Source organism: Curtobacterium pusillum (assembly GCF_007680845.1).
Taxonomy (GTDB): Bacteria; Actinomycetota; Actinomycetes; order Actinomycetales; family Microbacteriaceae; genus Curtobacterium; species Curtobacterium pusillum_B.
This window is the reverse complement of the sequence record NZ_VEIY01000001.1, coordinates 417,559-443,121: the sequence shown is the minus strand read 5'-3', so window position 1 is coordinate 443,121 and position 25,563 is coordinate 417,559. Positions and strand designations below refer to the sequence as shown.

General features: G+C 71.4%; 24 protein-coding genes and 1 tRNA gene. 10 read left to right on the top strand and 15 right to left on the bottom strand.

Annotated elements, in window-relative coordinates:
* Nucleotides 1-55: 55 nt before the first annotated feature.
* From FS825_RS02090 to FS825_RS02075, 4 genes are all read right to left on the bottom strand, one after another.
* Nucleotides 56-949, bottom strand: a complete 894-nt coding sequence (locus FS825_RS02090) for a serine hydrolase domain-containing protein (RefSeq protein ID WP_144710398.1) — start codon at nt 947-949, stop codon at nt 56-58.
* A gap of 29 nt (nt 950-978) precedes the next feature.
* Entirely contained in the window at nt 979-1,692 is a 714-nt protein-coding gene (gene mtnN / locus FS825_RS02085) for a 5'-methylthioadenosine/S-adenosylhomocysteine nucleosidase (protein ID WP_144710396.1), read from the bottom strand.
* A 69-nt stretch (nt 1,693-1,761) separates the two neighbouring features.
* Complete coding sequence (locus FS825_RS02080) at nt 1,762-2,166, bottom strand: hypothetical protein (RefSeq protein ID WP_144710394.1); 405 nt, start codon at nt 2,164-2,166, stop codon at nt 1,762-1,764.
* A gap of 111 nt (nt 2,167-2,277) precedes the next feature.
* A complete protein-coding gene (locus FS825_RS02075; RefSeq protein WP_144710391.1) occupies nt 2,278-3,339 on the bottom strand; it encodes an NAD-dependent epimerase/dehydratase family protein in 1,062 nt (353 codons plus the stop codon).
* A gap of 103 nt (nt 3,340-3,442) precedes the next feature.
* Between FS825_RS02075 and FS825_RS02070 the strand changes: the two genes are divergently transcribed.
* Entirely contained in the window at nt 3,443-4,279 is an 837-nt protein-coding gene (locus tag FS825_RS02070) for a helix-turn-helix domain-containing protein (protein WP_144710389.1), read from the top strand.
* A gap of 105 nt (nt 4,280-4,384) precedes the next feature.
* On the opposite strand, the gene FS825_RS02065 is transcribed toward FS825_RS02070, so the two are convergent.
* Nucleotides 4,385-7,744, bottom strand: coding sequence for an IPT/TIG domain-containing protein (locus tag FS825_RS02065; RefSeq protein ID WP_144710387.1), 3,360 nt, complete (start codon nt 7,742-7,744; stop codon nt 4,385-4,387).
* A gap of 214 nt (nt 7,745-7,958) precedes the next feature.
* On the opposite strand from FS825_RS02065, the gene FS825_RS02060 reads away from it, so the two are divergent.
* Nucleotides 7,959-9,029, top strand: a complete 1,071-nt coding sequence (locus FS825_RS02060) for an alpha/beta fold hydrolase (RefSeq protein WP_144710385.1) — start codon at nt 7,959-7,961, stop codon at nt 9,027-9,029.
* A 129-nt stretch (nt 9,030-9,158) separates the two neighbouring features.
* Here FS825_RS02060 and FS825_RS02055 read toward each other — a convergent pair whose 3' ends face one another.
* Complete coding sequence (locus FS825_RS02055; protein WP_144710383.1) at nt 9,159-9,890, bottom strand: SDR family oxidoreductase; 732 nt, start codon at nt 9,888-9,890, stop codon at nt 9,159-9,161.
* 95 nt (nt 9,891-9,985) lie between these two features.
* Here FS825_RS02055 and FS825_RS02050 point away from each other — a divergent pair, with 95 nt between their 5' ends.
* The 6 genes from FS825_RS02050 to FS825_RS02025 are packed head-to-tail and all read left to right on the top strand — an operon-like array spanning nt 9,986 to nt 14,750.
* Nucleotides 9,986-10,594 carry a TetR/AcrR family transcriptional regulator gene (locus FS825_RS02050; protein ID WP_144710381.1) on the top strand — a complete coding sequence of 203 codons (609 nt, stop codon included), beginning with the start codon at nt 9,986-9,988 and terminating at the stop codon, nt 10,592-10,594.
* A gap of 50 nt (nt 10,595-10,644) precedes the next feature.
* A complete protein-coding gene (locus FS825_RS02045; protein WP_144710379.1) occupies nt 10,645-11,379 on the top strand; it encodes a DUF4129 domain-containing protein in 735 nt (244 codons plus the stop codon).
* Complete coding sequence (locus FS825_RS02040; RefSeq protein WP_144710377.1) at nt 11,376-11,870, top strand: hypothetical protein; 495 nt, start codon at nt 11,376-11,378, stop codon at nt 11,868-11,870. Before FS825_RS02045 ends, FS825_RS02040 begins: the two co-directional genes overlap by 4 nt.
* A gap of 29 nt (nt 11,871-11,899) precedes the next feature.
* Entirely contained in the window at nt 11,900-12,880 is a 981-nt protein-coding gene (locus FS825_RS02035; protein WP_144711227.1) for an AAA family ATPase, read from the top strand.
* Nucleotides 12,877-14,205, top strand: coding sequence for a DUF58 domain-containing protein (locus FS825_RS02030; protein WP_144710375.1), 1,329 nt, complete (start codon nt 12,877-12,879; stop codon nt 14,203-14,205). Before FS825_RS02035 ends, FS825_RS02030 begins: the two co-directional genes overlap by 4 nt.
* On the top strand, nt 14,202-14,750 hold the full coding sequence (locus FS825_RS02025; RefSeq protein WP_144710373.1) for a hypothetical protein: 549 nt from the start codon (nt 14,202-14,204) through the stop codon (nt 14,748-14,750). The genes FS825_RS02030 and FS825_RS02025 overlap by 4 nt, the downstream gene beginning before the upstream one ends.
* A gap of 51 nt (nt 14,751-14,801) precedes the next feature.
* Here the strand turns inward: FS825_RS02025 and FS825_RS02020 are convergent, their stop codons facing one another.
* The 8 genes from FS825_RS02020 to FS825_RS01985 form a co-directional block, all read right to left on the bottom strand.
* Nucleotides 14,802-15,677 (bottom strand): carbohydrate kinase family protein, encoded by an 876-nt coding sequence (locus tag FS825_RS02020; RefSeq protein WP_260980969.1) that lies wholly within the window; start codon nt 15,675-15,677, stop codon nt 14,802-14,804.
* Nucleotides 15,678-15,712: 35 nt separating this feature from the next.
* Nucleotides 15,713-16,933: a glycoside hydrolase family 32 protein gene (locus FS825_RS02015; RefSeq protein WP_186377025.1), complete on the bottom strand. Its 1,221-nt coding sequence runs from the start codon at nt 16,931-16,933 to the stop codon at nt 15,713-15,715.
* Nucleotides 16,934-16,953: 20 nt separating this feature from the next.
* A complete protein-coding gene (locus tag FS825_RS02010; protein WP_144710368.1) occupies nt 16,954-18,054 on the bottom strand; it encodes a glycoside hydrolase family 172 protein in 1,101 nt (366 codons plus the stop codon).
* Nucleotides 18,055-18,064: 10 nt separating this feature from the next.
* Nucleotides 18,065-18,955 carry a carbohydrate ABC transporter permease gene (locus FS825_RS02005; RefSeq protein ID WP_144710366.1) on the bottom strand — a complete coding sequence of 297 codons (891 nt, stop codon included), beginning with the start codon at nt 18,953-18,955 and terminating at the stop codon, nt 18,065-18,067.
* Nucleotides 18,955-19,833, bottom strand: coding sequence for a carbohydrate ABC transporter permease (locus FS825_RS02000; RefSeq protein WP_260980968.1), 879 nt, complete (start codon nt 19,831-19,833; stop codon nt 18,955-18,957). The genes FS825_RS02005 and FS825_RS02000 overlap by 1 nt, the downstream gene beginning before the upstream one ends.
* A 135-nt stretch (nt 19,834-19,968) precedes the next feature.
* Complete coding sequence (locus FS825_RS01995; RefSeq protein ID WP_144710364.1) at nt 19,969-21,270, bottom strand: ABC transporter substrate-binding protein; 1,302 nt, start codon at nt 21,268-21,270, stop codon at nt 19,969-19,971.
* Between the two features lie 113 nt (nt 21,271-21,383).
* The gene (locus FS825_RS01990; RefSeq protein WP_144710362.1) at nt 21,384-22,460 is read right to left on the bottom strand and encodes a LacI family DNA-binding transcriptional regulator; all 1,077 of its coding nucleotides are present in this window, start codon (nt 22,458-22,460) and stop codon (nt 21,384-21,386) included.
* Nucleotides 22,461-22,583: 123 nt separating this feature from the next.
* Nucleotides 22,584-22,655, bottom strand: a tRNA-Gln gene (locus tag FS825_RS01985).
* Nucleotides 22,656-22,734: 79 nt separating this feature from the next.
* Here FS825_RS01985 and FS825_RS01980 point away from each other — a divergent pair.
* Nucleotides 22,735-23,229, top strand: a complete 495-nt coding sequence (locus tag FS825_RS01980) for a MarR family winged helix-turn-helix transcriptional regulator (protein WP_144710360.1) — start codon at nt 22,735-22,737, stop codon at nt 23,227-23,229.
* 21 nt (nt 23,230-23,250) lie between these two features.
* Nucleotides 23,251-23,688, top strand: coding sequence for a VOC family protein (locus FS825_RS01975; protein ID WP_144710358.1), 438 nt, complete (start codon nt 23,251-23,253; stop codon nt 23,686-23,688).
* Between the two features lie 16 nt (nt 23,689-23,704).
* Here FS825_RS01975 and FS825_RS01970 read toward each other — a convergent pair whose 3' ends face one another.
* Nucleotides 23,705-25,552: an ABC-F family ATP-binding cassette domain-containing protein gene (locus FS825_RS01970; RefSeq protein ID WP_144710356.1), complete on the bottom strand. Its 1,848-nt coding sequence runs from the start codon at nt 25,550-25,552 to the stop codon at nt 23,705-23,707.
* Between the last annotated feature and the right edge of the window lie 11 nt (nt 25,553-25,563).

Sequence of the window (25,563 nt, the reverse complement as noted above, 5' to 3'; positions counted from 1 at the left end):
CGCGCCTCCAGTCCGCCGTGGGGTGCGGGAGACCGCCCGGCGCACCTCGCGCGGATCAGGCGCGTGTCGCGGTCGGGCGCTGCCGTTCCAGCTCGGCCGCGACGATCCCGGCGAACGCGTCGGCTCCGGAGTGGTCGTCGGCCGTCACGGTGACCACGGTGTCGCCGTCGAAGAGGAGCATCTGGCCGTACGCGCCGTGCAGTCGCCAGAGCCGTCCGGGGCCACCCCAGCCGGCCATCGCGTACCGGTCGTACCCAGGGTCGGTGTCCGTTCGACGCACCCAGTCGGCGTGCATGGCGTCGCACCAGCGCGCACCGACGATGCGCCGACCGCCGAACGCACCGCGGTCGCGGATCAGCCGGCCCAGCCTGGCGACCTCCTCCGTGCGGAGGGCCAGCCCCTCACCACCGGCCACGTACCCGTTCGCGCAGCGCTGCCAGACGACGTCCTCGATGCCGAGCGGCTCGAACAGGCGTCGGGCGACGAACGCTCCGACGTCGCCGGTGCGCGTCTCGAGGACCCGCATCGCCGTGTACGTGCTCGCGTTCGCGTACTGGAACACCCGGCCGCGCGACGGGCGCCCGAGGAACTCGACGGCCAGGTCCGGCCAGTCCGTCAGCTCCGTCTCGGACCAGGGCATGTCGACGCCGCTCGTCATCGTGAGGAGGTGGCGGAGCGTGACCGCGTCGGTGCCGGCGCCGAACGCGATGTCGGGGAGCGCGTGCGCGACCGGCTCGTCGACGTCGACGAGGCCGTTGTCCGCCGCGATGCCGGTCGCGAGGACGGCGACGCCCTTCGCGAGGGAGTGGATCTCCTCGCGCACGTCGGGCGCCCAGCGGTGTTCCGCGACGTCGTCGGCGCCGGTCAGGACGTGGAGGCCGTGTGCGCCGAAGCCGGTCGTGTCGGCGTGCCGGACGAGGGCGTCGAGGATCGACTGCGCGCTGGTCACGGTGCCATCTTCTCGCGGACGGCCGCGGGTCAGGCCGCCAGGCCGAGCACGACGTCGTGGACGACGCGCGCCGCGCGCGCCGCGGCGTCGTCGAGGTGCTCACGGAACTCCTCGCCGTCGGGCGCGCACAGGTCGCTGATCGCCCGGACCGAGACGAAGGGCATGTCGTGCACGTGCGCGAACTGTGCGATCGCCGCGGACTCCATGTCGACCGCCGCCACCGTCGGGAACGCAGCACGGAGCTCCCGGGCACGGCCCTCGGTCACGAACACCTCGCTCGAGCCGATCGTCGCCGACCGGAGCCGGTACCCCGTGTCCGACCCCGTCGCGAGCTGGACCAGCCGCTCGTCCGGCGCGTAGCCGGTCGGCATGCCCGGGACCTGGCCGAGCGCGTAGCCGAACGCCGTCGCGTCCGCGTTGAGGTTCACGTAGCGGTCCCCCACCACCACGTCGCCGATCGCCACGCCGTGCATCAGGCCGCCCGCGGTCCCGACGCTGATCACCGGGACCCCGCTGCCGAAGTCGTGGAAGCAGTGGGCGACCGCCGCCGTCGCGTTCGTGAAGCCGATGCCGCTGCGTCGCAAGGCCACCGTGGAGCCGCCGACCGCCAGCAGGTGGGAGGTGTCGTGCCCGCCGACCGGACCGTCGTCGATGACGACCCCGCCGATGAGGGCGGCGACGGCGGAGAGTTCCTCGCTCATCGCCGCGATGACGACCGCGACGGGTCCTGGGGCCTGCTGCACCGACCGATCCTCGCACACGACCGCGGGCGGACCGATCCGGTCCGCCCGCGGGTGTTCACGCCGTGCTGCTCAGCGACGGCGGAAGTAGGCGTTCGCGCCACCGACGAACATCAGGATCGTCGCGACGATCACGGCGACCGCACCGATCCAGCCGAAGGCGTTGCCACCGGACGCGGCGCCGACGCCGACACCGATGACCTGCAGGATCGCGAGGACGAGGAGGACGATGCGTGCCCAGTTGCGGCCGTCACGCATCTTGAAGACGATGATCAGCTCGATCACCGCGAGGATGAACGCGAAGATCGCGCCCCCGATGAGCGGCGCGGTGCCGACGTCCTGTGCCGCTGCCGACGATCCGCCGCCGGAGACCAGGCTGATGATGCCCTGCACGATGTTCGCGAGGACGACGATCAGCCAGATGACGAACGAGACGGTGACGCTCGTCGGACGACCCGACGTGGTGCTTCCGGACATGCTTGCTCCTTTTCTCGCGGCCACTTTCAGCGACCTCACCGTGAACGTACAGAAGGATCGCGGCCGTGTCCGGAAGTGGTGGTCTGCGGCTCCCGCGAGCGAGCGGGTACGTCAGCCGACGAGACCCCGTTCGAGCATGCTGCGAGCTCCCGACGTCACGGCTTCCTGCCACGAGCGTGGCGTGAGTCCCAGCAGTTCCCGCTCCCGTCTGGTGGACAGGCGCTTGACGAGGCCGAGCTCCGGAGCGATCTCACGGAACTCCGGCCGGAGGACCGCTCCGGCGCGGATCACGATCGACGGGATGTTCCGAGTGGGGACTCGGCTGGCACGGTCCCCGAAGGTGGACCGGAGGAGCGCGCCGACCTCGCGGAGGGGGACGGCGGTGTCCTGCGACGAGAGCAGGATGCGCTGACCGGCGGCTCCCGGGGCGCCGAGGGCCGCGATGTGCGCCGCTGCGACGTCCCGCACGTCGACGAAGGGGATGGCCAGGTCGGGGAACCCCGGCATGCCTCCGGTCAACATCCGCTGCAGGAGCCGGTTGGTCCCCGAGACCGCGTCGCCCATCACCGGTCCCAGTACCGCGACGGGCTGGATCGTGACGAGCTCGGGCGTGCCGTCGCCAGTACCCACGAAGTCCCACGCGGCGCGTTCGGCGAGCACCTTGCTCCGGCCGTACGCGTCCATGCCGGGCCCGTCGAGCGGTGACCAGTCGTCCTCGGTGAAGACGTGGTCGATCGGTCCGTGGCCGAAGCCCACGGCGTGGAAGGCCGAGGTGAGCACGACCCGCGGGACTCCGGCTGCCCGCGCGGCGCGGAGCACGCGGAGTGCACCCTCACGGGCGGGCACGACCACCTCGTCCTCGTCGTCCACCTGCCCGGGGAGCACCGGGGAGGCGACGTGGAGCACCCCGCTGACACCGGTCACTGCACGGTCCCAGCCGTCGTCGGAGGTGAGGTCCGCCGTGACGAACTCGAGCAGGTCGAGCCGCTCGGCACCTGCGGACGCCAGCACGGCACGAACGTCGGCTCCGCGAGCCTGCGACCGGACGGTGGTGCGGACCCGCCGGCCCGCGGCGAGGAGCTGGAGGATGCAGTGCCCGGCGATGAAGCCGGAGCCGCCGGTCACGAGGACGGGTGCGGCCGAGGAGTCCGCGTCGGTGTGGGTGTCGATCATGTCGTCCATCATCGGCGGGCCACGGGCACGCCGCCATGCCCTGCTGACACTGGTACTCGGAGGGACCAGGGTGACCTGCTCGTCGGCCGCTAGCGTGTCGAGCATGTCCGATGTGCGGAACCTCCTGGGTGAGTACCTCCGTGCGCGCCGTGAGCTGGTCACCCCGGACCTCGTCGGTCTCCCCGTCTCTGCCAGACGGAAGGTCCCGGGGCTCCGCCGCGAGGAGGTGGCGATGCTCGCGAGGATCAGCGCCGAGTACTACCTCCGGCTCGAGCAGGGCCGAGACCGTCGCCCGTCACGACAGGTGCTGGCCGCCGTCGCTCGGGTCCTGCAGCTCGACGACGAGTCACACCTGCTCCTGCTCGCCGACGAGAACGACCCCGCGCAGCGCCGCCCACGCGTCCGGCGCCCGCGGGAGACCGTCCCCGCGAGCATCGTTCGACTGGTCGAGTCCCTCCCGGTGCCGGCGTTCGTCGAGGGCAAGTACCTCGACGTCCTGGCCGCCAACTCGATCGCCGGAGCGGTCTCCCCACGCCTGACACCGGGCCGGAACCGACTGCTCGACGTGTTCCTCGACCCTGCCGAACAGGCCCTGTTCGAGCACGCCGAGCGCGCGGCCGGAGCGCTCATCGCAGGGTTCCGACGGTCCGTCGGCACCGACGTCGACGACCCGCGGGTCATCGAACTGGTCGGGGAGCTCTCGGTGCGCAGCCCGCTCTTCCGTCAGCTCTGGGCGCGGCACGACGTGGCCGACCTCAGCGGCGGCGGCGTCACGCTGGACCACCCGCAGGTCGGTCCCCTCGCGTTCGACCGCGACAAGCTCGCGATCGCGGGGGCGGACGGGATGCTGCTCGTGATCCACCAGCCGCGTCCGGACACCGACTCGGCCGACAGGCTCGCGCTGCTCGCCTCCCTCGCCGCTGCCCCAGCCGGGGCCTGACCGGGCGCGCGCGCCTCCGGCGCGGCAGAGCGCCCGCCGGGACGGATCCCGACGGGCGCTCTGGGGTGTCGTCCGCTGCGCTGGCTGCGCAGCGGACGGTGCGGATCAGCTGCGGCGGTGGCGGCGACGCGCGATCGTGAGGCCGATGCCTGCGAACAGGAGCAGCATCGCGAGCGCGATGATCGGGGCCGTGTCCGCACCGGTGTAGGCGAGCGCGCCGCCCGAATCGTTGCCGGACCCGTCACCGTTGCTCGCCGGGGCGACGACCGCGACGGTGAAGCGCACCGGGTCGGACGCGTCGGACGCACCCGCGGTACCGACCTGGGTGGCCGTGACCGTGTAGGTGCCGTTGCCGAGCGGGACGAGCGGGGTGCAGGTCCACGTGCCGTTCGCGGCGACCACGGCGGTGCAGACCACGGTGCCACCGATCGTCACCGTGACGGTCGCGCCGGGCTCACCGGTGCCGCTGATCGGCGGGTTGCCGGTCGTGACGGTCCCACCGTCCCCCGGAGACGTGATCACCGGAGGTGCGGTCGTACCGGCCGGCTCGTAGGTGTACTCCAGCGGGTCGGAGGTCCCGGCCGCGTTCGTCACCGTGACGTCCACGGTGCCGGCTGCGTGCGCCGGCGTCGTGAAGGTCAGCGTGGTCCCGTCGGCCGAGACGGCGTCCGGCGTGATGGGGTCCGAACCGTCGACGGAGACCGTCGAGTCGTCGGTGAAGCCCGTACCCGTGATCGTCACCGAGGTGCCACCGGCGACCGGCCCGTTGTCGGGGTCGAGCGTCGTGAGCGTCGGTGCCTCAGCGGGTGCGGCGTCGTAGGTGTACGTCAGCGGCTCACTCGTGCCGTTGCCGTTCGTCACCGTCACCGTCACGTCACCGGCGTCGTGCGCCGGCGTCGTGAAGGTCAACGTCGTGCCGTCGTCCGAGACGGCCGTCGGCGTGATCGGGTCCGAACCGTCGACGGAGACCGTCGAGTCGTCGGTGAACCCGGTACCCGTGATCGTCACCGGCGTGCCGCCAGCGGCAGGCCCGTTGTCGGGGTCGAGGGTCGTCAGGGTCGGAGCGCCAGCAGGAGCAGCGTTGTAGGTGAACGTCAGCGGATCCGTCGTCCCAGCGGCGGTCGTGACCGTCACGTCCACGTCACCGGCAGCGTGCGCCGGCGTCGTGAACGTCACGGTCGTGCCGTCGTCGGCGACCGCGGTGGGCGTGATCGGGTCGGATCCGTCGACGGAGACCGTCGAGTCGTCCGTGAAACCGGTACCGGTGATCGTCACCGCAGTACCGCCACCAGCCGGACCGTTGTCGGGGTCCAGTGCCGTCGCGGTCGGAGCTGCCGCGTTGTAGGTGAACGTCAGCGGCTCGGAAGTGCCGTTGCCGTTCGTGACCGTGACCGGGACATCACCAGCAGCGTGCGCGGACGTCGTGAACGTCAGCGTCGTGCCGTCGTCAGCGATCGCGGTCGGGGTGATCGGGTCGGACCCGTCCACCGAGACCGTCGAGTCGTCGGTGAAGCCCGTGCCCGTGATGGTCACCGAGGTGCCGCCAGCGGCCGGCCCGTTGTCGGGGTCGAGCGTCGTCAGCGTCGGAGCGCCAGCGGGCGCGGCGTTGTAGGTGAACGTCAGCGGATCCGTCGTCCCAGCGGCGGTCGTGACCGTCACGTCCACGACACCAGCGGTGTGCGCGGGCGTCGTGAACGTCAGCGTCGTACCGTCATCGGCGATCGCCGTCGGCGTGATCGGGTCGGATCCGTCGACGGAGACCGTCGAGTCGTCCGTGAACCCGGTACCGGTGATCGTCACCGCAGTACCGCCACCAGCCGGACCGTTGTCAGGGTCCAGTGCCGTCGCCGTCGGAGCATCCGCCGGCGCCGCGTTGTACGTGAACGTCTGCGGGTCGCTCGTCCCCACAGGCGTCGTGACGGTGACGTCCACGGGACCGGCAGCGTGCGCCGGGGTTGTGAAGGTCAGGCTCGTGCCGTCGTCCGAGATCGCGGTCGGGGTGATCGGGTCGGAACCGTCGACGGAGACCGTCGAGTCGTCCGTGAACCCGGTCCCCGTGACGGTGACCGGCGTGCCACCGGCGACCGGACCGTTGTCCGGGTCGAGGGCCGTCAGCGTCGGCACCGCGAGCGGACCGGCGTTCGGTCCGACGGCGGCCGAGGCGAGGTTGACGACCGCGGCCGGGGTGGCCGCGTTCGGCAGCAGCCCGACGCGGAGCGCCCGCTGCGTGAAGACACCACCGCCCGTCTCCTGCACGTTGGCCTGCAGCGAGACGACGTTCGTGAGCGCACCCGCGAGCGGCGTGACCACCGTCGCCCCGAGGTTGCTGATCACGGTGTTGATCGGTGCGACGACCTGTGCAAGGACCGGGTTGACGATCGGCAGGACCAAGCCCACCGGGACCGGGACCCCGAGGGACGTCACGGTCAGACCCCGGAGCGAGGTGGTGAGCTGCGTCACGACGCCCTGGAGCGCGGCGGTCACTGCGGGCAGGAGCTGCGTCGTGAGTGCGTTCGTGATGTACGGCAGCAGCTGCGTGTTCGCCGGCAGGTCGTTGAGGTCGAGCCCCGCGTTCGTGAGGACGTCCGCGACGTCGATCGTGATCGCACCGGTCCGCAGGTTCGCGGTGATCGATCCGTCCGCGCTGGTCACGTTCGTGGCCGAGTCGAGCACCGCCACCAGGTTCGGGAGGCCCGAGACCTGGACCGCCGGCCCGACCACCTGGAGCAGCGTCTGCAGGTTGTTCACCGTCGGCTGGAGTCCGCCGAGGGTGGTCCGGAGGTTCGTCACGGTGGTCCCGAGGGCCGGGTTCGTGAGATCGAGATCGAGGCTCGCGATGCCGTAGTCACCCGTCTGGGCACCGTTCGGGCCGGCCGCCTGCGCCGCGGTCGCGGACACCGAGCCGACGTCGACGCCGAGGTCGGCGAGCGCCGTCGCCGCGTCCGTGCCGATGAGTCCGGACAGGTCGAGCGTGGCGTTGGCCTGCGGGACGCCGTCCTGGCCGCCGACACCGATCGCGCCGGTGTTGGCGACCGCGCCGGTCGCCGCCAGGGAGCTGCCGTTCGCGTTGGCGCTCGCGTACTGGTTCACCGCGCCGAGCGTCAGGATCCCGTTGTCGCCGAGGAGGTTCAGCCCGTTGCCCACGTTCACGTTGACGGCGTTGAGCGCGGTGACGTCCAGCGGGTGCACGTCCGTGACCGTGGCGCCGCCGGTGTTGGCGGCGTCAGCGGGCGTGACGGTGAGGATGTCGTCGAGGTTGATGCCGAGCGCGGAGCCGCTGAGGAAGCGCCCCTGCCCGATCGACGCAGCGGGTGCCGCGATGGCCGGACCTGCGGCGAGCACGCTGCCGCCGGCTCCGAGGAGCGCCGCGGTGAGGATCGCGATGCCTTGGGTGGTGGCGTTCCGACGGGTGGGTGGTGGCGCCCCTGGGTCGTTCTGGGCGCGCGCGAGTACTCCGAGCCTCATGTGGCTTCGCTCCTGATCCTGATCCTGCGGTTGGTGAGACCGCGCTCGGCAGTTGGTGAGACTGCCTACAGCTGGAGTGCTGTGCTGCAGAGCGTAACCCTGAACAGGGACACAAGTCCAAGCCCCCCGTAATGGGGACGGTGCGGCACGCAACGGGACACCGGAGCAGACTCGGTCTGCGCCGACGTGCCCTGCTGACGAGGAGATCCCGACCATGACCATCCCCCTCCCGCGCACCACTCCCGAGGCACTGACCGATCTCCGACTCCGGCTGCAGCGACGGCGACCCGTTCCCCGCGTGTCACCGACGGACCGCTTCGGCGTCGACCCGGCGTCACTGGACGCGGTGCTGGACTACTGGGCGGACTCGTTCGACTGGGAAGCGCAGGAAGAACGCATCCACGCGTACCCGTGGCGGCGGTCCGCGACGCCCACGCCGGTCAACGCGATCGTCCAGGCGGCCGACGCGGACTCCCCCGTCGTGCTGTTCCTGCACGGTTGGCCCGACTCCGTCCTCCGCTTCGAACGCATCCTCCCCGAGCTCTCCGGCATCACGGCCGTGGTGCCCGCACTCCCGGGCTTCCCGTTCGCGGCGACGCAGGACGGCCTCTCCGCCGTGGACATCGCGGAGGCCGTCCACGCCGCGATGATCGACTTCGGGTTCCACCGGTTCGTCGTGTCCGCGGGCGACGTGGGCTGCGACGTCGCCGAGGCGCTGGCGGCCGCACATCCGGATGCCGTCTCCTCCCTGCACCTCACGGACGTGTCCCAGTACCACTTCCTCGTGGACCTCCCCGATGACCTCGACGCGGAGGAACGCGCGTACGTCGAGCGCGGGAGACTCTGGCAGGCCGCCGAGGGCGGCTACATGCACGAGCAGTCGACGCGTCCGGACACGGCTTCGGTCGGGCTCGGGGACTCACCAGCGGGGCTCGCCGCGTGGATCGGTGAGAAGCTCGACCGCTGGACGGACCAGAGCTCCGGGCCGGCCTTCTCGATGGACGAACGGCTCACCTGGCTCTCCGCGTACTGGTTCTCCGGAACGATCGGTACGTCGTTCGCCCCGTACGCCCTGAGCAGCCCGAAGGACTGGCCGCGGATCACTGCGCCGACCGTCTTCACGGTCTTTCCGGGCGACCTCGTCAACGCCCCCCGGCGGTTCGCGGAGCGCTTCTTCTCGGTCGTCAGCTGGCGCGAGTTCTCCCACGGCGGCCACTTCGCGGCGTGGGAGCAGCCGGACGACTACCTCTGGGGCGTCCGCGAGGCCGTCCGCATCTGTGACTGAGGACCCGCGCGAGGATCGCGGTGCGGCTGGACACCGCACGTGACGTGCGTCGGTGCGACGCGGCCCCGGTGCGGACGGGAGGCGCGGTGCGGGCCCGCACCGCGCCTCCCGTCCGCCGCGTCGCGGCTGTCAGCCGCTCACGACGCGAGCTGCCGCCTCGGTGACCGACGCGAGTTCCTCGGCGGGCCGGGACAGCAGCGACTTGACCATCCGGGAGTCCTCGTCCGCGAGGACCTCGAACGCGCCGGCCGCGACACCGTCGTAGGCCTGCGCGACGACGTCCGCAGGATCGGACTTCGGGACGTCGAAGCGAGCGCCCATCGCGGTGTCGACCATCCCGACGATGACGCCGGTGACCGTGGTGCCCTGACCCGCCAGTTCGACCCGCAGGCCGTTCGTCGCAGACCAGGCGGCGGCCTTGGACGCCGCGTACACCGTCGGCAGCGGGATCCAGGCCGCGAGGGACAACACGTTCAGCACCGCGCCGCCGCCGTTCGACGCCAGCACGGGTGCGAAGGCCCCGGCGACCCGGATCGGACCGAGGGTGTTCGTCGCGAAGACGTCCTCGAGGGAGCGCTCGGACGGTGCGGCGATGCTGGCGTCGGAGGCGGGAGCGATCCCGGCGTTGTTGACGACGAGGTCGACGTCGGGGGCCGCGGCGGCCGCGGCGGCGATCGACTCCGGATCGGTGACGTCGAGTCGCAGCGGCACGATCCGGTCGTCCCCCCACTCGCGCGGGGAACGGGCGGCGGCGTACACACGGGTCGCGCCGCGTTCCAGCGCCTGGCGGACGAACTCGGTCCCGAGCCCTCCGTTGGCGCCGGTGACGAGGACGGTGTGGTGCTCGAAGGTGTTGGTCACGGATGCTCCTGAGGTACGCTGGTCGAAGTGGGGATGTTCCCCGCTTCAGTATGTGGGGACACTCCCCACTTCTGTCAACCCGACCTCGGAGTGTCATGCGAGCCGACGCGCAGCGCAACCGCGACGCGATCCTCCTCGCCGCGCGGACCTGCTTCGAAGCGGAGGGGATCAACGCCCCGACGGACGTCATCGCCGTCCGGGCCGGTGTCGGCAACGCCACCCTCTACCGGAACTTCCCCACCCGAGACGACCTCCTCTCCGCCGTCGTCGAGGAGAGCATCGACGCACTGCTCGAGGAGTCCGAGCGGCTGGACGGACTCGACGCGGTGGCGGCGCTCCGGGAGTGGATGTTCCAGCTGACCTGGCGCCTGCGCGTCTGGCAGGACCTGCCGACGTGCATCGCCCGGACGAAGGACGAGGACGGCAACCCGGTCCAACCCGTCAGCGCCCGGCTCACCGCTCGGACCGCCGACTTCCTGCGCCGGGCCGAGGCGGACGGTGCCGACGGCGCCCACGGCGCCCACGGCGCCGACGGCGCCGAGCCTTCGGTTCCCGCGGCGGACGTGTTCGAGCTCGTGACGGCTGTCTCCTGGGCCGTCGACCGCTTCGGGGACGACGAGGCCCGAGCGCGTGAGCGCGTCGAGCTCGCGACCGCCGGCGTGGTCGCACGGGTCACCCGCGTCGCCGGGGTCGGGACGGCCTGACGCAGCGAGCACCACGACGACTCGGTGGACCCGCGGGGTAGCGTGGCGCCATGGCGAACGACGACGGTCCGCACGGCGGCGGCATCCCGTTCGCCCCGGTCGTCGCCTTCGTGCTCGGCGGCCTCGTCGTCCTCGCGGCGGGACTCGGGGCACGTCCCGTCCTGACCGGCGCCCGGTGGTCCCCCACCGTCGGCGCGGCCACCGTGCCGCCGACGGAGCCGACGCCCGCGGCACCCGCCACCGACGAGCCACAGCGGCTCAGCCCGCCTGCCGCCCAGCACGTCGACGTCACGTGGCTCCTCGTCGTCGTGGCCGGGCTCGTCCTCGTGCTCGTCGTCCTCGCGGTGGCGTACGTCCTCCGCAACCGGCACCGGCGAGCGCGTCCGGAACGGATCGACGTCGCCGGACTCGCGATCGACGTGACGGCCGGCCCCTCGGCAGCGGTCGGGCTGCAGCACCTCCGCCGCGGGATCAGCCGTGCGCTCGAGGTGCTCTCCGACCCGCGGGACCCGTCCGACGCCGTCACCGCGGCCTGGCTCGGGCTGCAGGAGTCCGCCGAGGACGCCGGGTTCCTCCGCGGTCCCGCCGAGACACCGACCGAGTTCACCACCCGCATCCTCCGGCAGCTCGACGTCGACGAGACCGCCCTCGGCACCCTCCGACGCTGCTACCTCGCGGTGCGGTTCGGCGGCGTCCCGGCCACCGAGGCGGACGTCGCCGCGGTCCGCGCGGCACTCCGGACGCTCGAGCGGCAGTGGGCCGTGGCCCCGACGGGCCGGTCGTGAACCCCCGGGCCACCGCCGGCGTCGTCGTGCTCGCCGTGGTCGCTGCCGGCATCACCTGGTTCTTCGGCGTCGACGTCCCGCAGTCGCTCGCCGTCGGCGGCGTCGTCGCCGCAGTCGGACTGACGTGGACCGCCGTCCGCGACGGTCCCCCGCTGACCTGGCCCGTGCCTCCCGTCCGATCCGCACCCGGAGCACGACGCGAGCTGTCCGAGACAGCGTGGGCGCTCCGGTCCCGTGGCGGCGTGCCGGAGCGGGCGATCGCCCGGGCACGCTCGGTCGCTCGGCACCGACTCCGGACGCTGCACCGACTCGACCTGGACGATCCGGACCAGCGCGCTGCGATCGAGGCGGTCCTCCCGCCGGCCGTCGTCGCCGTGCTGCGGGCCGAGCGGCGGCCGGAGCTCGACCTCGCCGGGTTCGCGGCCGTCCTCACCGCCGTCGAGGCGCTCGCACCTCCCACCGACCAGACCCCGACCGAGAGGCAGCCGTGACCACGACACCGCCCGACCCCGAGTCCGCGATGCCCGTCGCCGACGTCGCCGAACGCGCACGTGACGTCCTCGACACCGTCGGCGCCGTCGTGGTCGGCATGCGGGAGCCGCTCGGCCTGGCCTTCGCGAGCATCCTCGCCGGAGGCCACGTGCTCTTCGAGGACGTCCCCGGCCTGGGGAAGACCCTCGCGGCACGGAGCCTCGCCGCGGCCTGCGGACTCGACTTCCGTCGACTCCAGTGCACCCCGGACCTGTTGCCCGCAGACATCACCGGGTCGTTCGTCTACGCACCGGCGACCACCGAGTTCGTCTTCCGGCCTGGCCCCGTCTTCACCGGGATGTTCCTCGCCGACGAGATCAACCGGACCTCGCCGAAGACGCAGTCGGCCCTGCTCGAGGCGATGGCGGAGGGGCAGGTCACGGTCGAGGGCGAGGGCTTCCTGCTCCCCCGCCCGTTCCACGTCATCGCGACGTCGAACCCGATCGAGTACGAGGGCACGTACGCGCTGCCCGAGGCCCAGCTCGACCGGTTCATGGTGCGCCTCTCCGTCGGGTACCCGAGCCGCGAGGGCGAGCAGCGCGTCCTCCTCAACCGCGTCGGACGGCGGCACGAGGTCGCGGAGGTCCCCGCCGTGATCGACGCGTCCGAGCTGCAGCGCATGCAAGCGGCCGTCGAGGGGGTGCACGTCGACGAGGACATCGCCCTCTACTGCGTGGACCTGGCGGGCGCGACGCGGACCCACCGCGAGGTGCAGGTCGGGGCATCGCCGCGTGGTGCGCAGGCGCTCATGCTCGTCGGCCGTGCGCGTGCGGTCATGGACGGGCGGGACTTCGTCACACCCGAGGACGTCAAGACCGCGGCCGTCGCGGTGCTCGCGCACCGGATCTCGTTGACGCCGCAGGCATGGGCGAACGGCGTGGACCCGGCGGGGATCGTCCGGGGGATCGTCGCGCAGGTCGCGGGGCCGCCGGTGGTCGGCGTGGGCGCATCCGGCCTGGAGGCGCGGTGAGCGTCCCCGACCCGCCTCCCGCCCGCCAGGACCCCGGTCCCGACGTCGCGCCGGTCTGGGCGCGCAACCCGGCGCTCGTCTTCGGGCTCGCCGGCGCGGTGCTCCTCGCCGGCCTCGCGCTCCTCACCGGACGCGCCGAGCTCGCGGTCGTGGCGCTCCCGGCCCTCGTGACCGCAGGGTTCGGTGCCCGTGCGCGCCTCGGACAGGAGCTCGTCCGGGTGGCGACGACCCTCGCGCCGTCCGACTCGGGCCGCGGCGTCGCGTACCGGACGGAGGTCGCAGTGCCACCGTCCGCCGAGGTCGTCGCCCTCGAACTCCGGGTCGCGGGCGACCGGCGGCACGTCGTCGTGGTCGACCGCCGGACGGCGGCGACGCTCGCCGGCACCGTGCCGGTCGTGCACTCCGGCCCCCAGGAGATCCTCCGGACGCACGTCTCCCTCCTCGGACAGGGCGGCACCGCGGTCTCGGTCCCGGCGGCGGGGCCGGCCGCGGCGGCGGTCGTCCCGCCTCCGCACCTCCGGATGCAGCACCTGCCGATGCCGCGTCGCGTGACGGGCATCACCGGCGCACACGACTCCGCCCGACCGGGCGACGGCGGCGAGTTCCGCGACGTCGCCCTGTTCGCTCCGGGGGACCGCCTCCGGCGCATCGACTGGCGGCGCACCGCGCGGCGCGCCGAACGACCCGGAGACCTCTACGTCCGGCGCACCTTCGCCACCGCGGACGCGCTCGTCGTCCTGGTCGTGGACGGCCGCGACGACCTCGGCACCGACGTCACGGAATGGGGCGGCTCCCGCCACGGCACGCACGAGGCGACGTCGCTCGACCTCGCCCGCGAGGCCGCCCTCTCCCTCGCGACCGCGTACATCGGCGCCGGCGACCGGGTCGGCTTCCGGGACCTGGCCGGCACCGCACGGTCGGTCGAACCCGGCGGCGGGACACGGCACCTCGAACGGCTCCGGTCGACGATCGCCTCGGTGACCCCGACCAGCGACGCGACCGGGGCGGCGCGGATGCCCCTCGTCCCGGCCGCCTCGCTCGTGGTCGTCCTGTCGACGTTCCTCGACGACCGGGCTGCGACGATGGCGATGACGTGGGCGGCCACCGGACACCGGGTCGTCGCAGTGGACGTGCTCCCGACCCCGGACGTGCGCCGGGCGAACCGGCAGGAGCGCACGGCGTTCCGACTCATCACCCTCGAGCGCGACGACCGGCTCGCGGAGATGGCCGCCACCGGGGTCGAACACATCCGCTGGCAGACGAGCGACGGCGGCTCCCCCGCCGTCCAGCTGCGGCTCCTCAGCCGACCACGGCGGGCCGGGTGAGCGCCGGTCCGCGGACGCCGTCGCGGGCGGTGCGGGCCGGCGCGCCCTCGATCGGCCCGGCCGTGCCGGCGTGGACGATCGGCGCCGTCGGCCTGGTCGCCGGCGTCGTCGGGTCGGCCGTCGTGATCGGCGCCAGCGGCTGGCTCGTCATCGCGATCGTCCTCGCCGTGGCCGCCGCGGTCTTCCCCCGCGGTCCCTTCGCCGCACTGCTCGTGGTGCAGCTGGCGATCGCCGGACTGTCCGGCACGAACCCGCCCGTGCTCGTCCTCACGACCCACCTCGTCCTCGCCACGGGCCTGCTCTGGGCGTGGACTCCCCGGACCGCCCGGGTACAGCTCCGAGCGCTCCGCCCGTCGGCACTCCGGTTCGCTCTAGTGCAGGTGGGTGCGCAGGCCGTCGGGTTCGTCGTGGTCGCGGTGTTCGGCGAGGCGGGGCCGATCGGGGGCGTCTGGCTGGCGGTCGCCGGGGCGGTCGCGCTCCTCGCACTCGCGCTCGGGCTCTTCCTGCCGGTGCTGCTGCGTGCCGGTGCGGGCGACGGACGGTGACGGCGCGGCGGCTGCCTATCCGGCTCCCTCCGATCGACGGAGCTCGTCCAGCTAAGGCGGGTCGGCTCCAGGACGACCGACGGTCAGACCGGCGATCCGGCCCGCCCTCTTCAGCACAGCGCGCCACTGCGCGGTGGGCAGCGCCTCAAGATCGCCGCGGGCACCTGCGCCGAGCGCACCCTCGTTCCAGAGCGCATCGACGAGGCCGGCACAGAACGCGTCGCCGGCGCCGATCGTGTCAGCGACCGCGACCGGCATCGCTGGCACATGTACCCGTTCTGCTCCGCGGAAGAGCGTCGCGCCGCCCGCGCCCCTGGTCACGACGACCGCCGCACCAGAGCAGGCCCACTCGGCGGCGGTCGCATCCACGGCACCGCTCCCGGCGAACCACGCGAGGTCGTCGTCCGACGCCTTGACCACGTCACTGATGCGGACGAACGCCTCGACACGCTCACGGGCGTCGATGATCCCGTCGACGGCAGCCGGACGGATGTTGACGTCGTAGCTGATGGTGCTGGTGTCCCGGACGCCGGCGAGGTAGTGCAGCACGGCGTCCGCGCCCGGCAGCAGCGCAGCACCCAGACAGCCGGTGTGGACGACGAGCGGTGCACGCGGGACGTGCCCGAGGTCGACGTCCCAGTCGATGTCGAAGGTGTACGTCGCATTGCCGTGGGCATCGAGCAGCGCCTCGGCCGTGAACGTCTGCCCGTCCGGCCGGCGGTGCACCGGCACGACGTCGACGCCCGCGGCCTCGAGCGGGGGCACCACAGCGACGCCGTCGGCGTCGCGCCCGACGTGGGTCGCGAGGTCGACCGGTCTACCCAGACGCGCGAGCCCGAGGGCGACGTTCGCGGCCGCGCCTCCCGGGTGGGTCCGGACGATCCCGGACGGTGCGCGAGCGATGTCGATGAGGGTTTCCCCGATCACGAGGGCGCGGCCACCAGACGTCGCTCCGCCACGCATCACGGCTGCCGCCGCCCGACGTGGGAGCCGGATCGCCGGACCACGGTCGTGATGGGGACGACGGCTGCGAGGAGGGCGCCCCCGTGGGCGAGTTCGAGGATCGGACCGTCGATGACCAGTACGGCTTCCCCGTCGTGACGTGGCATCGTCAAGTTCCGGCCGTCGACCTCGACCCGCAGCTCGTCCGCCACGGCTCGGAGTGACCAGGACGCACCGGTCGTGGTGATCCCTTCGAGGTCGCCGTCCGCCGCGGGGTCCCAGCGGATCACCGAAGCACCACCGACGACCTCGTCCAGCCCGATCGGACGCAGGCGTCGCTCCGCGTCGTCGTGCAGCGTCAGGTGGAGTGACCCGCCGATGACGGACAATCTCCACGGGAGGCTGTGCGCGCCCGCCCAGGTGCCGCCGGGATCGGCCACGTCCCGGAGCCAGAAGGTGATGCACGGATGCCCGTCCGCGTCGTGGTACACGGTCGGCGCGTACGGCGAGGGGCCGAACGCCAGCACACCCCACTGCGCGACGTCGAACCGACCCGCGCTCCACCGTCCCGACGCGTACACGGTTCCGTGACCGGTGTCCTCGGCCCACACGCTGAAGACGAGCACGTCGTGTCCGTCCACGCGGACGAGCTGCGGGCACTCCCACAGCTCACCGGTAGCCAGCGGCGTCCGTGCCGACGCGGGCCGGGACGCGGCGACACCGTCGAACCGCCACGTCCCCAGGTCGGCGGACGAGTAGGAGAGCAGAGCGGCGACGCCGTCGGGCATGGCGCCGCCGACGAGCATGCGCCACGTCCCGTCGTCGTTGAACACGAACGGGTCCCGGAACGCGGTCAACCCGAGCTCGTCGGGGGCATCGACGACGACCGGTCCCTTCCGCCACGTCATGAGCGTGCGGTCGCTCGCGGTCGCCACCCGGACTCGGCCCATCTGGGTGTCCGGCACGGTGACGCTGGTGTAGAAGGCGGTCGACGTCGATCCCGTACTGACGATGCTCCCGGTCCAGACGCCGTCGTCGCCGTCGCCCGGTTCGATGGCGCTCCCGCGAAGGGCCAGGGACAGCAGGTCGGGGCCGACCGCGTGACCCCAGTGGATCCCGGTCTCCCACTCGGTGCTGCCGGGGACGTACTGGAAGAACGCGTGGTACTCGCCGTCGATGACGACGAAGCCGTGCGGGTCGTTGATCCACCCGTCGGCGGTGAAGTGGACTTCTGGTCGCATCGTGCAGCCCATTCCGGACGTCAGCGGGGTCGGCGCGCGGAGGCGTCGCCGAGCGGCGGGAACGGCGCGTGCGGCTCGACCTGGTACCAGTACGCGGTCGTGCTGATGTCATCGCTGCGTTCGAAGAGTCCGTGCTCGGCTGCGCCGATCTGCTGCAGCGTGACCCGGAGCTCCTGCCGGAACGCGATCGGGTCGGGCAGGTGCCACCGGTACATCGCGTGCGTTGGCGGCATGGCCTGCCAGAACGGGGAGCCCTTCGACTCGTCGGAGTGCGACACGTGCGGGTAGCCGAAGTACGGCGCACTGAACCGCAACGGGTTCGGGTCGGGGTGCTCGCGGAGTTCGTCCTGGAACGCCCACGCGCCGCCGGCGTAGTCCTCGAGACCGGTGCTGCACAGCGTCGGGAAGTCGTCGTCGCCGTCGAGGTAGAACTTCACCTCCCCTTCCCCCCACCAGTACCGCTCGAGTTGGGAGAGCGCCACGTAGGTGCCCACGTAGTGGCCGCGCCCAACGATGCCGTCGACGATCACGTGGTCCTCGCCGAGGGCGGTCGTCCCGTTGCTGCGGCGCCACTGTGCGTGGAACCGGGCGACGTCCTCCGGGTGCTCGTCGCCGACCGTGTAGTCGATCTGGTAGAAGACCGCACCGATCTCGTCGGGGTGCTCGCTCTCGAGCGTGATGCGTGCCGAGTTCCGGAACGGCATCGGGAAGTAGGAGTTCATGCCGCCGGTCGGCGCGACGACGATCGGTTCGGAGGTGACCAGTGCGCGAGCCCCGAAGCCGTTGCAGAAGAAGTCACCGAGCGGTACTTCCACCGCCGGCTCCGCCTCGCCGTCCCAGTACGCCCGCAGGACCAGGTTGCGGAGCACGAACGCGCCACCTTCCGTGCGGTCCGGCACCGTGATCCAGATGTGGCGGATGGTGCCGGGCCCGGTGATGTCGGCAAGGGTGATCGTCTCGCCGGCGGCGAGCGGGAGGAACGCGGTGCCCTTCCGACCGGGGCCGAGCGCTGATGCGGTCCGTGCACCGTCGCCTCGAGAGCCGGTCGGGTTCTCGGCGTTGATGGATCGGCTCTCGATCCGGGTGGGGGCTGACAGGACGGTGTCCCAGGAGAACGACATGCGGGGTTCCTTACTTGACGGCGCCGGCGGTGATGCCGCGGGTGAGGGAGCGTTGGAAGATGACGAAGAAGACGAGGGTCGGGAGCAGCGACAGCAGGGAGCCGGCGTTCTGCTCGGTGATGTCCGTGGAGAGCTGCCCCTGCAGGGTCGACAGCGCGATCGGGACGGTCTGGTTGGTGGGGTCGGTGAGCATGACCACGGGGATGTAGAACTCGTTCCACGTCCAGATGAAGAAGAAGATCACCAGGACCGCGAGCGTCGGACGCATGACGGGGAACACGACCCGCCAGAGGATCTGCCAGCGGTTCGCGCCGTCGAGGGACGCTGCTTCGAGGAGCGACGGTTCGAAGGTGCCGAGGATCGATCCCAGCAGGTACGTCCCGAAGGCGGCTTGCAGGACGGAGAAGATGATGATCACCGACCAGATCGACCCTTGCAGGCCGAGTGCCTGCGCGCCGTAGAACAGCGGGTAGATGATCGACTCCTGCGGCAGCATCGTCGCGAAGAGAAGAACCGCCGTGATGACGGTGCCCCCGCGGATCCGACCGATGCCGATCGCGTACGCGGCCAGGAGGGCGATGACGACAGCGACGAGGGCGACGATGCCGGAGATCAGGATCGAGTTCAGCAGCGCGACCGGGAAGTCGACGTCCGCCAGGTACTTCGCGAACGCTGCGGTCGTGAACTGCTGCGGCCACGCGAACGGTCCGTTCACCGAGTAGTCCGCCCGCGTCTTGAACGCGTTGAGGATCAAGATCAGGAACGGTGCGGCGAGGAGCAGACCGACCAGGACGGCCACGGCGAGGAGCAGCCACCGGACCGGGCTCTTCCGCGCACGGCGCACCGGCGGCGGACCGGCGGTCGGGGGCGCGGTCGTGGGGGCGCTGAGGGTTGCGGTCATCAGCTCTCTGCCTTTCGGATGCTGGCACGCTGCCACCAGAGGATGAGCGACGCGATGACGAGGATGAGGACGGTCAGGACGGTCGCGATGGCGGAGCCGTACCCGACGCGGGAGAGCTGGAAGAAGTTGAGGAACGAGTAGTACGACGGCACGTAGGTGGAGCTCTCCGGCCCCCCGTTGGTCAGGATCAGCACCGGGGCGAACACCTTCAGCGCCCCGACGGTCGCCGTGAGCACGACGATGAAGACCTCCGGGCGGATCTGCGGCACGGTGATCGCGCGGAATCGGCGCCACCATCCGGCACCGTCCACCTCGGCCGCTTCGAGGAGTTCCGGATCGACGCGCTGCAGCCCGGACATGAAGATCACGACCGGGTAGCCGATCTGGCCCCAGATGAGCACGATCATGATCGAGTACAGCGCCAGCTTCGGGTTGCCGAGCCAGTCCGGTCCCTCGATGCCCACGGTACCGAGCAGGGTGTTGATCGCTCCGCTCTGCGCGCCGAGGACCCAGCTCCAGATGACGCCTGCCACGGCGACCGGGACGATCTGCGGGAGGTAGTAGGTCGCGCGGAGGAAGCTCGCGACCCGGGGGCCGAACTGGCGACCGAGGTAGTCGAACAGGAGCGCGGCGAGCACGAGCCCGATCGCGGTCGGCACGACGACGATCGCGACGATCATGTAGATCGAGTTCTTGAAGGAGGACCAGAAGAGCTCGTCGTGGAGGAGCGAAGTGTAGTTGCCGAGGCCGACGAACTGCATCGGCGCGAGCCCGCCCTTCCACTGGAACATGCTGAAGAACAGGTTGCAGGCGAACGGCACGAGGACGATCGCTGCGAACCCTAGCCCGATCGGCAGCAGGTACCAGTAGTACGACACGGGTCGAGTCGGGCGGAATGGAGTGTTCCTGGTCGCGGGACGCGCCAGGGTGGGACTGATGGTGGCCACGGGAGCCCTTTCCGTACGAGGGAGGGACCAGGGGCCGCCGCACGGTTGCAGCGGCCCCTGGTGGGACTACTGCAGTTGCGCCTTGCCCTTGACGTAGTACTGCTGGAAGGACTTGCTGAACGCCGCAGCCGTCGTCGACTTGTTCGTCAGTGACTGCATCCCGCTCTGCTGGAAGTCGAGCAGTCCGGGCAGCGGGTAGTCCGGGAAGTAGGACAGCTTGTCGCCCGCCACGAGCGTCTGGAACTGCTCGGACAGCGCCTTCACCTGGGGGTCACTGATCACGCTCGGGTCACCGGCCAGCGGGAGACCGGCGTTCTTGCCCATCACGTTCTGCACCCGGGGGCTGAGGGTCGTGCTGATCCAGTCGTACGCGAGCTCCTTGTTGCTCGACTTCGTCGGCACGGCCCAGAGGTGTCCGGAGGATCCGACGTTGAGCTTCGCGTCGGGCAGGGCGAAGGTGCCCCAGTTGAACTTCGCGGACGCCTTGATGTTGGTGAAGGCGTTCGAGTCCTCGAGCAGGAAAGGGTTCTTCTGGCTGAGCCACGCCTGGTCCATCTGGTCCCCGGTCACCGACGCGAGCCGGCTGCCGAGGTACCCCTTGTCGATCCAGTCCTGGAACTCCTGGGTCCCGGTGGCCCACGGAGCCTTGTCGACGTTCGGCGACCCCTTGAGGAACATGAAGTCATCGATCTGGTCGCGGGTCGCGCCGGCGGAGACCAGGGAGTACCAGGTCCAGAGCGCACCGAAGCCGTTCGCGCTGCTCGCCAGCGGGGTGGTGCCCTGGTCGGCGAACTTCTGCATGTCCGCCTCGAGCTCTGCACGCGTGGCCGGGGGTTGCGTGATGCCAGCTTTGGCGAACATGTCCTTGTTGTAGAACCAGACGATGAACTCGCCGATGTTCGGGATGCCGTACCAGTTCCCGCTGCCGGCGTTGCCGTCTGCGTCGTACTTGGCGAGGCTGGCGACGGATCCCTTGATGTCCTTGTCCCAGCCGTACTTCTTGACCTCGTCGTTCAGGTTCTCCAAGAGACCCTGCGACGCGAGCTGACCGGCGTCCGCGCCGCCCTTGTTGACCTCGAGGACGTCTGGCGCCTTGTTGCCGGACAGCAGCAGCTTTCCGTTCTTCTGGATGTTGGCGAAGCTGGTCGTGACGAACTTGACGTTCACGTCTGGGTGCTTCTTCTTGAAGATCGTGACGGCCTCTTGCCAGCCCTTGTACTGGGCGCTGCTGCTCGCCTCGTACTGCCAGATGGTGAAGGTCTTCGAGCTGCTGCCGGATCCGGCGCAACCGGACAAGGCCGTCGCGGCCAGACCGATCGTGACGAGGCCGACGACTGCGCGCCAGAGCGTGCGGGGTTTGCGTTGCATGGGAGTACACCTCTTCGTGTTGGGGCGGGACCGTTTCCGGGCACGCCGAAGGCGTCGCTGAGCGACGTGCGGGAACGGGGCGGGTCAGGCTGAGCGACGCCCAGCCGTTCGGGTCAAGGAACGAGTTCGGGGGCCGGCAAGCGCACCGGCGGGGGCAGGGTGCGCTCTGGTGGAGCGACGGAGCCGCGGCGAACGACCGGACACGGGACGACGTGCTCCGTTGGGTGGTGTTCCGTGTGCGGTGGTTCGAGCGAGCGTTCGATGGTGAGACGCGCAGCGAGCTCGCCCATGGCCCGGTGCGGCAGCTGCACGGTGGTCAGCCCGGGCACGAGCCCTTCGGAGATGTCGAGCTGATTGTCGAACCCGACGACCGACAGGTCCTGTGGGATGCGGAGCCCGAGCTCGTGCGCAACGTGGTAGACGGCGTTCGCCATCCGGTCGCCGAAGCAGAACACCGCCGTCGGGCGGTCCGGTCGGTCGAGCAACGCCCGCGCGGGTTCGAGCGTGTGCACGGTCCCGGCTTCCGCTGCCTCGACGACGAGGGCCGGGTCGAACGGGATCCCGGCCGCTGCCAACGCGTCCGTGTAGCCCAGGAAGCGCAGGTCTCGGGCGGGCATGTCCCGCGACACCGTGCAGAACCCGATCCGTCGGTGTCCGGCGCCGGTGAGTTCGGCGACCGCCCCCGCCGCGCCACCTCGCTCGTCCGGGATGATCCAGTCCACGGGAGCGGTCGGGTCTTCCGGGCGTCCGTCGAGGATGACCAGCGGGACACGAGCGGGCACCACGGGCGGGACCACGACCTGGTGGTACTCACACGCGTAGATCAGGGCATCGACGTTGCGCTGCAACAGCATCGTCAGTGCGTCCCGGACGACGCTCTGCTCACCGTCCGTGTCGACCAGGAGGATCAGGTACTTCTCGTCGATCGCAACGCGTTGCGCGCCGCCGATCATCTGCCCCGCGAACGGGATGCTCGCCACGCGGTCCGAGATGAGCCCGATGGTGTGCGTCTGCCTGGTGCGGAGGCCCCGTGCCATGAGGTCTGGGACGTACCCGAGCGTGTCGGCGACGTCGCGCACGTGCTCGACCACGCTGTCGCGCACCCGTCCCTGGTGGCGCCCGCTCAGGACGAGCGAGACCGTCGAGACGGAGACGCCAGCTCGGGTGGCCACGTCCTTCATCGTCAGCATGATCAACCTCCTCGTCAATCGGTTGATGTGACGGTAGGAGGTCAACAAGTTTGACGCAAAGACCTCGGTCAGAATCTTTCTGACGGGACGGATCCCGGACTTCGCCGGTCCGATCGCGCCCCGCTCCGCCTCCAGGATTCGAACCCGGACCTAACGGCACCAAAGGCCGTCGTGCTGCCATTACACCAAGGCGGAACGCGCACTCGAGGCGCCCGACCATCCTCCCACGACCGGAACGGTGGCCGCGCCCGCCGCCTTCGGCCAAGATGGAGGGATGCCGGAAGAGGACGAGGTCGATCGCATCGTCGCGGCGTGGGGGCGCGAGCGCGCCGACCTGGACTTCGGGCCGCTCGAGGTCCTGTCCCGTGTCGACCGGCTCGCCCGGCACCTCGACCGAGCACGACGGGCAGCGTTCGACGAGAGCGACGTCGAGCCGTGGGAGTTCGACGTGCTCTCGGCACTCCGGCGGGCGGGCGAGCCGTACGAGCTCAGCCCGAAGACGCTCCTGCAGCAGACCCTCGTGTCGAGCGGCACGATGACGAACCGCGTGGACCGGCTCGCGGCGCGCGGGCTCGTCGCGCGCCGGACCGACCCCCGCGACGGTCGGGGCATCCTGGTGTCGCTGACGAGTGCGGGCCGCACCGCGGTGGACGCCGCGATCGCGGACCTGCTCGCGGCGGAACGCGCCATCCTGGTCGGGGTGTCCGACGCCGAGCAGGGCCAGCTGTCGGGGCTGCTCCGACGGCTGATCCTCGGGCTCGGGGACTGAGACGCGCGTAGTCTCCGCGCCATGCACGCGATCACTCTGGCCGTCGCCGACGTCGCACGATCGGCGGACTTCTACCGTGCGTTGCTCGGCACCGAGGGCAGCGGCGTGATCGGCACGGAGTACCCGCCGACCGAGACCGCAGCTGGCGGCACCACGGCGATGTTCACGCTCGACGACGGGCTCATCGTGAGCGTGTACGGGCGGGACGACATGGCGAAGGACTCCGGCGTCGCGCTGGCCACCGCGCCGAGCAGCACGATCGGGCACTTCGTCGACTCGCAGGCGGACGCGCAGGCGTTCCTCGACCGGGCACGGGCCGCCGGTGCGACGATGCTCGCTGCCCCGTACACGCGGCCGTGGGGCATGTGGTCCGGCTTCTTCCAGGACCCCGACGGTCACCTTTGGGAGGTCGTGGCGAACCCGGGCGGCGGCGACCCCGCGGAGTCCACCCCGGTCTGACCGGCCGCCCCGGTCCCTAGACCCCGAGCAGCTCCGCGACCTCGAGCCAGCGTTCCTCGAGCTGCTCGACCTCCGCCTCGAGTTCCGTGAGGCGACCCTGCAGCGCCCCGAGCCCCTCGTAGTCAGACTGGTCGTGGGTCGCGAACGCGTCGAGCAGCTTCTTCCGCTCGTCTCCCACGCGGGCGATCCGGCGGTCGAGCGCCGACATCTCCTTCTCCGCCGTGCGACGGTCGGCACCGGACAGACCGGGCGCGGCAGGGGCGGTGGAACCGGCCACGGTGCCAGCCGAGCCCGTCCCGCCAGCGGTGTCGGGCCTCCCGGCAGACGCGGCGGCAGCCGCTGAAGCGGTCCCGCCACCGGTGCCGGCAGCACGGAGCCGCATGTACTCGTCGACGCCGCCCGGCAGGTGCCGGAGGTGGCCGCCGAGGACGGCGTACTGCTGGTCGGTGACGCGCTCGAGCAGGTACCGGTCGTGGCTCACGACGAGGAGCGTGCCGGGCCAGGTGTCGAGGAGGTCCTCCATCGCGGCGAGCATGTCCGTGTCGAGGTCGTTCGTCGGCTCGTCGAGGATGAGCACGTTCGGCTCGTCGAGCAGGATGAGCATGAGCTGCAGCCGGCGCTTCTGCCCGCCGGAGAGGTCCTTCACCGGCGTCGAGAGCTGCTCCGAGGTGAAGCCCAGCCGCTCGAGCAGCTGCGACGGCGTCATCTCCTTGCCGTCGGCGACGTAGCTCGTCTTCTTGCGGGCGACGACCTCGCGGACGCGGTCGTCCGCGAACTGCGCGAGGTCGGCGAGCTGCTGGTCGAGCACGGCGATCTGCACGGTCTTGCCGGTCTTCACCCGACCGGAGGTCGGCTGGAGCTTGCCGGACACCAGGTTGAGGAGGGTCGACTTGCCGGCGCCGTTCGGGCCCAGGATGCCGGTGCGCTCCCCCGGCGCGATCCGCCACTCGATGCGGTCGAGGATCTCGGTGCCGTCGAAGGAGACGCTGACGTCGAGGAGGTCGACGACGTCCTTGCCGAGGCGAGCGGTCGCGGTCTTCGCCAGGGCGACGGTGTCGCGGATCGGCGGGACGTCGTCGATGAGCGCGTTCGCGGCGTCGATGCGGAACTTCGGCTTGCTGGTGCGGGCTGGGGCCCCGCGGCGGAGCCACGCGAGCTCCTTCCGGGCGAGGTTCTGTCGGCGCTGCTCGCTCGCGGCGGCCTGCCGGTCGCGCTCGACGCGCTGCAGGATGTAGGCCGCGTAGCCGCCCTCGAAGGGGTCGACGACGCCGTCGTGGACCTCCCACGTGTCCGTCGACACCGCGTCGAGGAACCACCGGTCGTGCGTGACGACGACCATCCCGCCCTGGTTCGCCGACCAGCGGCGGTTGATGTGCTCGGCGAGCCACTGGATGCCCTCGACGTCGAGGTGGTTCGTGGGCTCGTCGAGGAACAGGACGTCCCAGTCGCCGACGAGCAGCCTGGCGAGGGCGACCCGACGTCGCTGGCCGCCGGACAGTTCGTCGACGCTGACGTCCCACGGGATGTCCGACACGAGGCCACCGATGACGTCGCGGATCTTCGGGTCGCCGGCCCACTCGTGCTCCTCGCGGTCGCCGACGACGACGCTGCCGACGGTCGCGCCCGCGGGGAGGATGTCGCGCTGGTCCAGGTACCCGACGGTCAGGCCGCGACGGTGTGTCACGCGGCCGCTGTCCGGCTCCAGGCGCTGTGCGAGCAGGGCGAGGAGGGTCGACTTGCCGTCGCCGTTCCGACCGACGACGCCGATGCGGTCCCCCTCGTCGATGCCGAGGGTGACGCTGTCGAAGACGACCTTGGTGGGGAACGCGAGATGGAGGTTCTCGGCGCCGAGGAGATGTGCCACCCGTCAAGGGT

Coding starts and splice junctions, on each gene's coding strand:
- FS825_RS02035 (WP_144711227.1), top strand. CDS start 11,900: ATGCCCGTCGCCGACGTCGCCGAACGCGCACGTGACGTCCTCGACACC.
- FS825_RS02010 (WP_144710368.1), bottom strand. CDS start 18,054: ATGTCGTTCTCCTGGGACACCGTCCTGTCAGCCCCCACCCGGATCGAG.
- FS825_RS02015 (WP_186377025.1), bottom strand. CDS start 16,933: ATGCGACCAGAAGTCCACTTCACCGCCGACGGGTGGATCAACGACCCG.
- FS825_RS01995 (WP_144710364.1), bottom strand. CDS start 21,270: ATGCAACGCAAACCCCGCACGCTCTGGCGCGCAGTCGTCGGCCTCGTC.
- FS825_RS02050 (WP_144710381.1), top strand. CDS start 9,986: ATGCGAGCCGACGCGCAGCGCAACCGCGACGCGATCCTCCTCGCCGCG.
- FS825_RS02060 (WP_144710385.1), top strand. CDS start 7,959: ATGACCATCCCCCTCCCGCGCACCACTCCCGAGGCACTGACCGATCTC.
- FS825_RS01975 (WP_144710358.1), top strand. CDS start 23,251: ATGCACGCGATCACTCTGGCCGTCGCCGACGTCGCACGATCGGCGGAC.
- FS825_RS02065 (WP_144710387.1), bottom strand. CDS start 7,744: ATGAGGCTCGGAGTACTCGCGCGCGCCCAGAACGACCCAGGGGCGCCA.
- FS825_RS01990 (WP_144710362.1), bottom strand. CDS start 22,460: ATGCTGACGATGAAGGACGTGGCCACCCGAGCTGGCGTCTCCGTCTCG.
- FS825_RS02070 (WP_144710389.1), top strand. CDS start 3,443: ATGTCCGATGTGCGGAACCTCCTGGGTGAGTACCTCCGTGCGCGCCGT.
- FS825_RS01980 (WP_144710360.1), top strand. CDS start 22,735: ATGCCGGAAGAGGACGAGGTCGATCGCATCGTCGCGGCGTGGGGGCGC.
- FS825_RS02080 (WP_144710394.1), bottom strand. CDS start 2,166: ATGTCCGGAAGCACCACGTCGGGTCGTCCGACGAGCGTCACCGTCTCG.
- FS825_RS02045 (WP_144710379.1), top strand. CDS start 10,645: ATGGCGAACGACGACGGTCCGCACGGCGGCGGCATCCCGTTCGCCCCG.
- FS825_RS02075 (WP_144710391.1), bottom strand. CDS start 3,339: ATGATCGACACCCACACCGACGCGGACTCCTCGGCCGCACCCGTCCTC.
- FS825_RS02005 (WP_144710366.1), bottom strand. CDS start 18,955: ATGACCGCAACCCTCAGCGCCCCCACGACCGCGCCCCCGACCGCCGGT.